The following is an 8,582-nucleotide window of genomic DNA, read 5'->3' as shown; positions in this document are numbered from 1 at the left end:
ACGATCACAGCCAGAAGATAGGAACTACGTTTGATCCGCTCAGTCATCAAAATCTCATCCTGTCCCGAACACCAACCAACATTATGAAACAGTTCCCTTACAGCGAATGAGGACGATGCCATTGAATTCCCGAAAAACTAGATGTATCATCAAAAAGAACGCTTTTGTTCCGTTGTTCGAACAGCCGTGACCGCACCGGCAAATTGACGGAAGAGATGAGTGGGTGAGAACCCACTTTTTATTTGCCTTAAAAACGATCCGGAACAGACCGCTATGTCGTTGAAATTGGACACAATTCGAGCCACCGCACAACGCGTCGCCGCGTCGCACAACCTCGACCTCGTCGATATCGAGTTTCAGGGCGGCGGCAAGTTCCGCACGCTGCGCATCTTTCTTGAAAAGAATGCGGTTGAGCGCGCCAAGCTGGCTGAGGCCGCCAATCCCGACGAGCTGCCCAAGGGCGTCCCCGTAGAGATGCTCTCCGGCGTAACCCACGAGGATTGCGCCCAGTTTGCTCGGGACTTCGGCACCGTGCTCGACGTAGAAGACCTCATCCCCGGAGCAGAGTACACCCTTGAAGTCTCCTCTCCCGGTCTCGAGCGCAAGTTATACAGCGCAGAGGATTTCACCAGATTTCAAGGCAATCTGGTAAAGATTCAGACATTCACGCCGATCAACAACAACCGGCAATGGCAGGGCAGGCTGGTTAAATTCGCAGACAACGCGGCGACCGTCGACCTCTCCGCCATCAAGCAAAAGGGCAAGGCAAAGAAGGCCGCAACCGAACAAACCGTCGATATTCCGTTAGCGAATATCGAGAAGGCAAACCTGGTCGCGGAGATCTAAGTACCCGCATCAAAGTAACGATAGGCAGCAGGAAAGCCCCGCAATCTGGGGCAGTGAAGGACAAGTGACCGATGGCAAGTGTTTTGTATCAATCCATTGAGACGTTAAGCCGGGACAAGGGAATCGAGCCCGAGGTCGTTGTAGGCGCAGTTGAAGACGCCATCGCCCTCGCCACCCGCAAGTTCTACAAGACGCAGGAGAACATGCGCGCCGAGATGGACCGCGAAACCGGCGAGATCCGTGCCTACGTCTACAAGACCGTAGTCGAGACCCCCGAACAGGTCGAAGACGATATCAACCAACTGACTCTCGATCAGGCCCGCGAACTCGCGCCCGAGGTCGAAGTCGGCGGCGAGCTCCGCTTCTACAAGGACACCACGCCGCTCGGCCGCATCGCCGCCCAGATGGCCAAGCAGGTCATCTTCCAGAAGGTCCGCGAAGCCGAGCGCGACACTGTGTTCAACGAGTACAACCACCGCGCCGGTGAAGTCCTCAACGCCACCGTGAAGCGCCTCGAGCCCATGGACGTCATCTTCGACCTCGGCAAGGCCGAAGCCCGCATGCCCAAGCGCGAGCAGTCGCGCCTCGAGCAGTTCGCCGTCGGTGAGCGCGTCCGCGTTGTCCTGCTCCGTGTCGACCGCGCCGCCAAGGGCCCGCAGGTCATCGTCTCCCGCGCCGCGCCGGGGCTCGTCCAAAACCTCTTCCAGTCCGAGGTTCCCGAGATCTACGACGGCACCGTGAGCATCAAGGCCATCGCCCGCGAGGCTGGCGAGCGCACCAAGATTGCAGTACAGTCCCGCGACAAGGACGTCGACCCAGTCGGCGCCTGCGTCGGCATGAAGGGCATGCGCGTGCAGTCCATCATCCGTGAGCTTCGCGGCGAGAAGATCGACATCATCGAGTTCTCCGAAGAGATAACCACGTTCGCCGAGAAGGCGTTGCAGCCAGCCAAGGTCAGCCGCGTCTCCATCACCGACCTCGGGGAGAAGCAGATCGAGGTCATCGTCGACGACACCCAGCTCTCGCTTGCCATCGGCAAGAAGGGCCAGAACGTCCGCCTCGCTGCCAAGCTCCTGCAGTGGAAGATTGATATCAAGAGCGAAGAGGAGAAGCGCCAGGAGGTCGAGCAACAGATGCAGGCCATGGGCGGCGGACCCACCACGCCCATTGAACAGGTCACTGAGCTCGGCGAAGCCGTTCTCGAGAAGCTCATCGCCGCAGGCATCACCACGGTCGAAGCGCTGGCCGACATGACCCCCGAGCAGCTCGAAGAAGTCCCCGGCATCGGCGAAAAGACTGTAGAAAAGATCTCCGTGGCCGTTCGCCACTACTTCGGCCAGTACGAAGAGGGTGAGGAGCGGCCTGCCGTTCAAGCTCCCGCAGCCGACGAAGCCGCATCTGAAAGCGAAGGAGCGGAGGCAGACACCATGAACAAGACCCCAGAGGCAATTCTCGCTGAAGCAGCAGAGACCGGAACCGCAGAAGAGGTGGACGATACCTCTTCCGAAGAGATTGCCGAAGCCGAAGATGAGGCAAGCGACGCATTCAGCGATGCGGACGCTCGCGAAGAGCAGATTGAGTCAGACAACGACAGCGTGGATTCCCTGGTGAATGAGAGCCAGGAGATCTCCGACGAAGGCATCGATAGCGATGGATCAGACCGTGGCTAGCTGCAACTGCCGCGCAACCAATTCTTCGCCGAATCGCCTCAAAGGCATTTCGGCGATAATACTTATAATCAAAGATTCCTACCTCAATGAGGCTGATATGAACAGCTAAGGGCGCAGGGAAGCGAAAAGGGACGGATGAGCAAAGTTCGAATCAACGATCTGGCACGAGAACTGGAAGTAAAGAGCAGGCCGATTCTCGATGCGCTTGAAGCGATCGGCGTTACTGGGAAGACGCACTCCAGCTCGATCGAGGCCGATCAGGCCGAGAAGGTGCGCAGCTACTTCAACGGTGGAAGCCGCACCTCGAGCGCAAGCAGGCAGCAATCCGAGGTCAAGCCGAAGTTTGATCTCTCCAAGGTCTCCAAGCCCGGCGACGCGCTCAAGGCCATCCTCGAGCGCAAGCAAGCTGAGGCCGCCGCCAAGGCTGCTCCACCGCGTCCCACGGCAGTCGTCGCCGCACCTCCACCCACAGCTCATGCAGCTCCGGTGGCGTCGCGACCGGCAGCTCCTGCCGTCTCGATCTCTGCCTCGGCGGCTGCACCAGCGTCTGCCCCGGCGACACCACCTGCGCCGCGCCGCATCGTTCCCTTGCCGCGACAGGCCGCGAACATTATTACTCCCACGCCTCCGGCGGTTCCGGCGATTGCAAGCAAACCCCCGGTCGGCCCAGTGATCGCGCGTCCGCCCGTTTCGGCTCCTGCGGCTCCGCATCCCGTCGCCCCCCCGGCCGCCGTTGCGCCTACTGCCGCGAAGCCTGCAGCCGCAACGCCGCCTGTTGTAGCTGCTCCTCCGGCCCCTGTCGCGCAGCCCGCAGCCACAACTCCGCCAGCAGCTTCTGCACCCGAAGCCCCTGCCGCTGCTTCCGAGGCTCCAGTCGAAGCTGCTGCTCCGCCACCGGCTCCGGCAGCTCCTGCTGGTCCTCCGCCGCGCCGCATCATCATGCCGCAGACCGGCCCGCGGCCCATCTATACCGCTCCGCCTGTGGCTCCCGGAGCTCCGGCACGCAGCCGTCCTATCTTTGAGCGTCCGCGTCCGCAGGCCCCCGGAGCTCCCGGTTCTCGTCCTCCGTCAATGGCGCCCGGCGCACGCCGTCCCATGCACCCGACCCGCACCTATCCCGGCGGCCCCGGCGGTCCACCTCGTCCCGGCTTCGCTCCCGGTGCACCTCGCCCCGGCTTTGGCGCTCGTCCTGGCTTTGGTGCTCGTCCCGGCGCCCCCGGTGCGGCTCCCGGAGCACCGCTCGGCCCTGGCGAGAAGCCAGGAATGCGCCCGGCGGCACGCCCGGCCTCGCGTCGTGGCAACCAGCGCTACGAGAAGAGCAAAGAAGGCCCGATGAAGGGCTTCCAGCCGCCATCGCGTTTCGGCGGCGCTCAGATCTCGCGTGAGCCGTTGCCCATCACCAAGACCATCACCGTCACCGAGGGCATCAGCGTTAAGGATCTCGCCGAGAAGCTCGACGTACGCGGCAAGGACCTCATCGCCACGCTGCTGATGAAGGGTGTATTCGTCACCGTCAACCAGTCGCTCGAAGGCGAGCTGGTCAAGGACGTAGCCCGCCAGTTCGGCGCCGATGCCCAGGTCATCACGGTCGAAGAGCAGTTGGAGAACGAGGCCATCGAAGGCTTCCTCGAAGACACCACCGGCATGGTCGAGATCGCCCGTTCGCCCGTTGTCACCGTCATGGGCCACGTCGATCACGGTAAGACCTCGCTGCTCGATGCCATCCGTTCCACCGACGTCGCCTCGGGCGAGGCCGGCGGCATCACTCAGCACATCGGAGCCTACAAGGTCCATGTCACCAAGCCCGACTCCCCCGCCTTCGGTCGCGAGATCGTCTTCCTCGATACTCCCGGTCACGAGGCCTTCACCCGCATGCGTGCTCGCGGAGCGAAGATCACCGACATCGTCGTCGTTGTCGTCGCGGCAGATGATGGCGTCATGCCGCAGACCCTCGAGGCCATCGACCATGCTCGCGCCGCCAAGGTGCCGATCATCGTCGCTGTCAACAAGATCGACAAGCCGGACGCAAACCCAGCCAAGGTCATCCAGCAGCTGGCTGCTCGCGGTCTTCAGCCTTCGAACCAGGGCGGCGATACGGAGTTCGTCGAAGTCTCGGCGAAGAAGCGCATCGGCCTCGATCTGCTCGAGGAGATGATCTGCCTGGTTGCCGACATCAGCGCACCCAAGGCTGTGCTTGACCGTCCCGCAGTCGGAACTGTCATCGAAGCCAAGCTCGACCGTGGCCGCGGTGCGGTCGCCTCGATCCTCGTTCAGAACGGAACTCTCCGCCTTGGTGACAGCTACATCGTCGGCAATACCTTCGGCAAGATTCGCGCCATGTTCGATGACCGTGGACGCTCCATCACCGAAGCCGGGCCGTCTACACCGGTTGAAATCCTCGGCCTCGAAAGCATGCCGGATGCCGGCGACACCTTCCTGGTCATGGCAGATCGCGACAAGGCCAAGGGCATCGCCCAGTACCGCAAGATGAAGGAGCGCGAGGCGCAACTGGCCAAGAGCTCCCGCGTCTCGCTCGAAGGCCTCGCCGAACAGATCAAGCAGGCCGGCATGAAGGACCTGAACCTGATCCTCAAGGGCGACGTGCAGGGTTCGGTCGAAGTGCTGGCCGACTCGCTGCAGCGCATGTCCACCGAGAAGGTCCGCGTACGCGTCCTGCACTCGGGCGTCGGCGCTATCACCGAGTCCGACGTTCTGCTCGCGTCGGCATCGAACGCCGTCATCATCGGCTTCAACGTCCGTCCCGACCGCAAGGCCGCAGAGATTGCGGAGCGCGAGAACGTCGAGATTCGTCTGCACTCGATCATCTACGAGCTTCAGGACCAGATCACCAAGGCGATGTATGGCTTGCTCGAGCCGGTCTACAAGGAGAACTATGCAGGCCGCGCAGAAGTGCTGCAGGTCTTCAAGATCACCAAGGTCGGCCAGATTGCGGGTTGCCGCGTCACCGACGGCATCATCCAGCGGGCTGCTCAGGTTCGCGTCCTGCGCGACGGCAACGAAGTCTGGAAGGGCAAGATCTCCAGCCTCAAGCGCGTCAAGGAAGATGTCGCCGAGGTCCGTCAGGGCGTCGAGTGCGGTATTGATCTCGCCGGTTTCAAGGACATCAAGGCAGGCGACGTCATCGAGTCCTTCACCACGGAGACGCTCGCTGCCGAGCTTGGCCAGAACTCTGCCGCTGCACGCAAGGCCGAGAAGGCCGAAAAGGAAAAGATCGCCGCAGAAGCTGCCGCAACAGCTGCGAACGAAAACTCGGTCAACGCCTGAAGCAATCGGTAGCCTCATCCCCTGAAAGGCGGGACTTCGGTCCCGCCTTTTATTTCGCTATAGCCTGCGTTCAGTAGCGAATGTCCCGGTAGAAGATGCAGTGGCTTTCCAGATACCAGCAGCAGACAAAGAGAAGCAGCATCGTTGTTGCGGCCCAGCAGAATACCTGAACCGGGAGCGTCGTCATGAGTCGCTTGCTATCGGCTGACGGCTCTTCTGCGGATTCGCGAAAGATCAATCCACTGATCAGCGAGATTCCGGCAGCCATTAACAACAGTTCGAGAGAGTCCAGAATCGTCTGATGCAGATCGCTGGCGGGAACCAGAAACGCCGTTTGGAATACGGCGCACAGGGAGAGCATGCATAGCAGAAGGGCAATCGGCTTGGCGACCTCGGTCAACATGCTCGAAACTCACGTGGTAAGTCTACTGCTGTTTGAGAGCCGAAATCCAGCGAGCAGGCCGAGGCGAGAGGCCCTCGGACGGTTTGTCTGCAAAGGCGTAAAATCAGAGGAATCCTATGGTCTTCGTGCTCGACAACTACGACTCCTTTACCTACAACCTGGTGCAGTACATGGGTGAGCTTGGCGCTGAGATGGTGATTCGCCGCAACGATGAGCTGACTCCGACCGAGGTCGAAGCCCTGCATCCGGACCACATCCTGATCTCGCCCGGGCCCTGCACTCCACAGGACGCAGGCATCAGCATCGAGCTGATCCGGCACTTTGCGAAGGCAAAGCGCCGCGTTCCGCTTCTGGGCGTCTGCCTCGGCCATCAGGCCATCGGCGCGGCGTTCGGCGGCAACGTCGTGCGCGCTCCCAAGCTGATGCATGGCAAGACCAGCGAAGTGGAGCACGACGGAAAGACCATCTTCAAGGGCATTCCATCCGCGATGACCTGCACGCGCTATCACTCGCTGATCGTCGCCGAGGATGGCTTTCCCGAAGAGCTGGAAGTCTCCGCGCGAACCGTTGATGGCGAGACAATCATGGCGCTGCGTCATCGCGAGCTGCCCATCGAAGGGGTGCAGTTCCATCCCGAGAGCGTGTTGACCGTGCACGGCAAGCAGATCATCAAGAATTTCCTGAAGATGTAACGTGGTGAAGATGAAGCTCCAGTTGGCGTTTTTGTTCGCGGTACTTTGCGGAGCCGCACAGGCGCAGCAGCCTATCGGCAACGTGGCCGTGCAGGACGCGACGGTAGCAGGCGAGCTTACCGTCAACAATGGCCGCGCCGTTCTGGTCGCCAACACCACTGTGACCGCGAAAGACCACACCGCGGAAGTTACCTTGAATCGCGGCGGCACCATTCATGTCTGTGCTACCAGCGGCCTGCACATCACCGCTGGCAAGAGCGTGACAGGGCCTGCGCCGCTGATGCTGTCGCTCGACCGCGGCGCAATTGAAGTGCAGATGGCAGCGACGATCAGCGATGTCATCATGACGCCTGACTTGCGTTTCGGCATCGGCAGCAGCGGGCCGCTTGACCTGATGCTTCGCGTCACCAGCAACGGCGATACCTGTGTCGAGAACCGTGGGGCAAATGCGCCGATTCTGACTGGCGCTGATCAGTTTGGCGAATCGAGCTACAACCTGCGCCCCGGCCAGCACGTTTTGTTCGAGCACGGCAGCCTGAAGGAAGTCGTGGACAACGAAAGCTCTCCGTGCGGCTGCCCGCCTGCTCCAGCGCCAGGACTCTCTCTGGCCGATGCGGCTTTGAAGGCCGGCAGTACCAGGCAGGCAGCGGAGGCGCAGCATCCTTTTCCCGCGGCCATCAGCAACGGCCTTGCGCCTGCCGCGTCGGTTCCGCAGGCCCCAGAGGGCGTAGTCCACGCGCAGGTGGCGACGACATTGAGTTACGACGCCAATGGAAACAATTCAGCCAATACGCAGCCGCCCAGCGAGCCAGCGGAGACGAATGCGCCAGCGACGGTGCAGGCAGCGGCGCCAGCGGCTGCAGCACCACCAGCTCTGGCGGCGCAGCATCATTCGGATGTGGGCCACTGGATTGGCCACTTCTTTAAGCGGCTGTTTGGCCGCGGCTGAGTCTTACAGAGGGCTCACTGAGCTACAATTAAAGGGTTGTGGGCGAGTCTGCGGCGATTCCGTGCCCGCTCTGCCACTTCCAAATACAGCAATAGAAATCAGGGGTTTTCCTTATGTCGATTCCCGCCACGCAGATGCGACCGGGCATGGTTATCAAGTACAAAGACGACCTTCATCTGGTCTTCTCCGTCGAGCATCGCACGCCGGGCAATCTCCGCGCCTTCATCCAGGCCAAGCTGCGCAACGTCCGCACCGGAGCGATGTTCACCGAGCGCTTCCGTTCGCCTGATCCCATCGACCGCGTCTTCGTCGACGAGATCAAGATGGAGTTCCTCTACAACGATGGCGATGACTACTACTTCATGGACGCGAGCTTCGAGCAGACCATGCTGAAGCGCGAGACCTTGGGCGACGCCGTCGACTACTTGCTGCCCAACCTGACGATTGGCGTGAGCTACCACGATGGCAAGGCAGTCGGCATCGAGCTTCCGCTGGTGGTCGAGATGACCGTGGTGGAGACCGAGCCGGGCATCAAGTCGGCAACGGCGTCTTCCGTCACCAAGCCTGCCAAGCTGGAGACAGGACTCGTCGTGCAGGTGCCTCCGTTCATCAACGAAGGCGAAAAGATTCGCGTGGACACCGCCGAAGGCGCGTACATGAGCCGCGCATAATCTTGAGCACCGCGTTAAAATGGCCGTTTCCTCTTGGAGGAAACGGCCATTTCTTTGAAGGTTCGC

General features: G+C 61.2%; 7 protein-coding genes. 6 read left to right on the top strand and 1 reads right to left on the bottom strand.

The features are described from left to right. Nucleotides 1-273: 273 nt before the first annotated feature. The 3 genes from rimP (at nt 274) to infB (ending at nt 5,801) form a co-directional block, all read left to right on the top strand. Nucleotides 274-846 carry a ribosome maturation factor RimP gene (gene rimP / locus VMU57_RS18695; protein WP_325386204.1) on the top strand — a complete coding sequence of 191 codons (573 nt, stop codon included), beginning with the start codon at nt 274-276 and terminating at the stop codon, nt 844-846. A gap of 71 nt (nt 847-917) precedes the next feature. Next, a complete protein-coding gene (gene nusA / locus VMU57_RS18690) occupies nt 918-2,516 on the top strand; it encodes a transcription termination factor NusA (protein WP_325386202.1) in 1,599 nt (532 codons plus the stop codon). A gap of 135 nt (nt 2,517-2,651) precedes the next feature. After that, nucleotides 2,652-5,801 (top strand): translation initiation factor IF-2, encoded by a 3,150-nt coding sequence (gene infB, locus VMU57_RS18685; RefSeq protein ID WP_325386200.1) that lies wholly within the window; start codon nt 2,652-2,654, stop codon nt 5,799-5,801. A 70-nt stretch (nt 5,802-5,871) separates the two neighbouring features. Here infB and VMU57_RS18680 read toward each other — a convergent pair whose 3' ends face one another. Then, nucleotides 5,872-6,204: a hypothetical protein gene (locus VMU57_RS18680; RefSeq protein ID WP_325386198.1), complete on the bottom strand. Its 333-nt coding sequence runs from the start codon at nt 6,202-6,204 to the stop codon at nt 5,872-5,874. A 116-nt stretch (nt 6,205-6,320) separates the two neighbouring features. On the opposite strand from VMU57_RS18680, the gene VMU57_RS18675 reads away from it, so the two are divergent. The 3 genes from VMU57_RS18675 to efp all read left to right on the top strand — a co-directional run bounded on the left by VMU57_RS18675 (nt 6,321) and on the right by efp (nt 8,516). Next, nucleotides 6,321-6,896 (top strand): aminodeoxychorismate/anthranilate synthase component II, encoded by a 576-nt coding sequence (locus VMU57_RS18675; RefSeq protein WP_325386196.1) that lies wholly within the window; start codon nt 6,321-6,323, stop codon nt 6,894-6,896. A gap of 1 nt (nt 6,897) precedes the next feature. Then, nucleotides 6,898-7,845 (top strand): nuclease, encoded by a 948-nt coding sequence (locus VMU57_RS18670; RefSeq protein ID WP_325386194.1) that lies wholly within the window; start codon nt 6,898-6,900, stop codon nt 7,843-7,845. Between the two features lie 113 nt (nt 7,846-7,958). Further along, nucleotides 7,959-8,516, top strand: a complete 558-nt coding sequence (gene efp / locus VMU57_RS18665; RefSeq protein ID WP_325386192.1) for an elongation factor P — start codon at nt 7,959-7,961, stop codon at nt 8,514-8,516. Nucleotides 8,517-8,582: the final 66 nt, after the last annotated feature.

The organism is Edaphobacter sp. (assembly GCF_035532915.1).
Classification (GTDB): Bacteria; Acidobacteriota; Terriglobia; order Terriglobales; family Acidobacteriaceae; genus Edaphobacter.
This window is presented reverse-complemented; position numbering and strand designations above follow the sequence as displayed.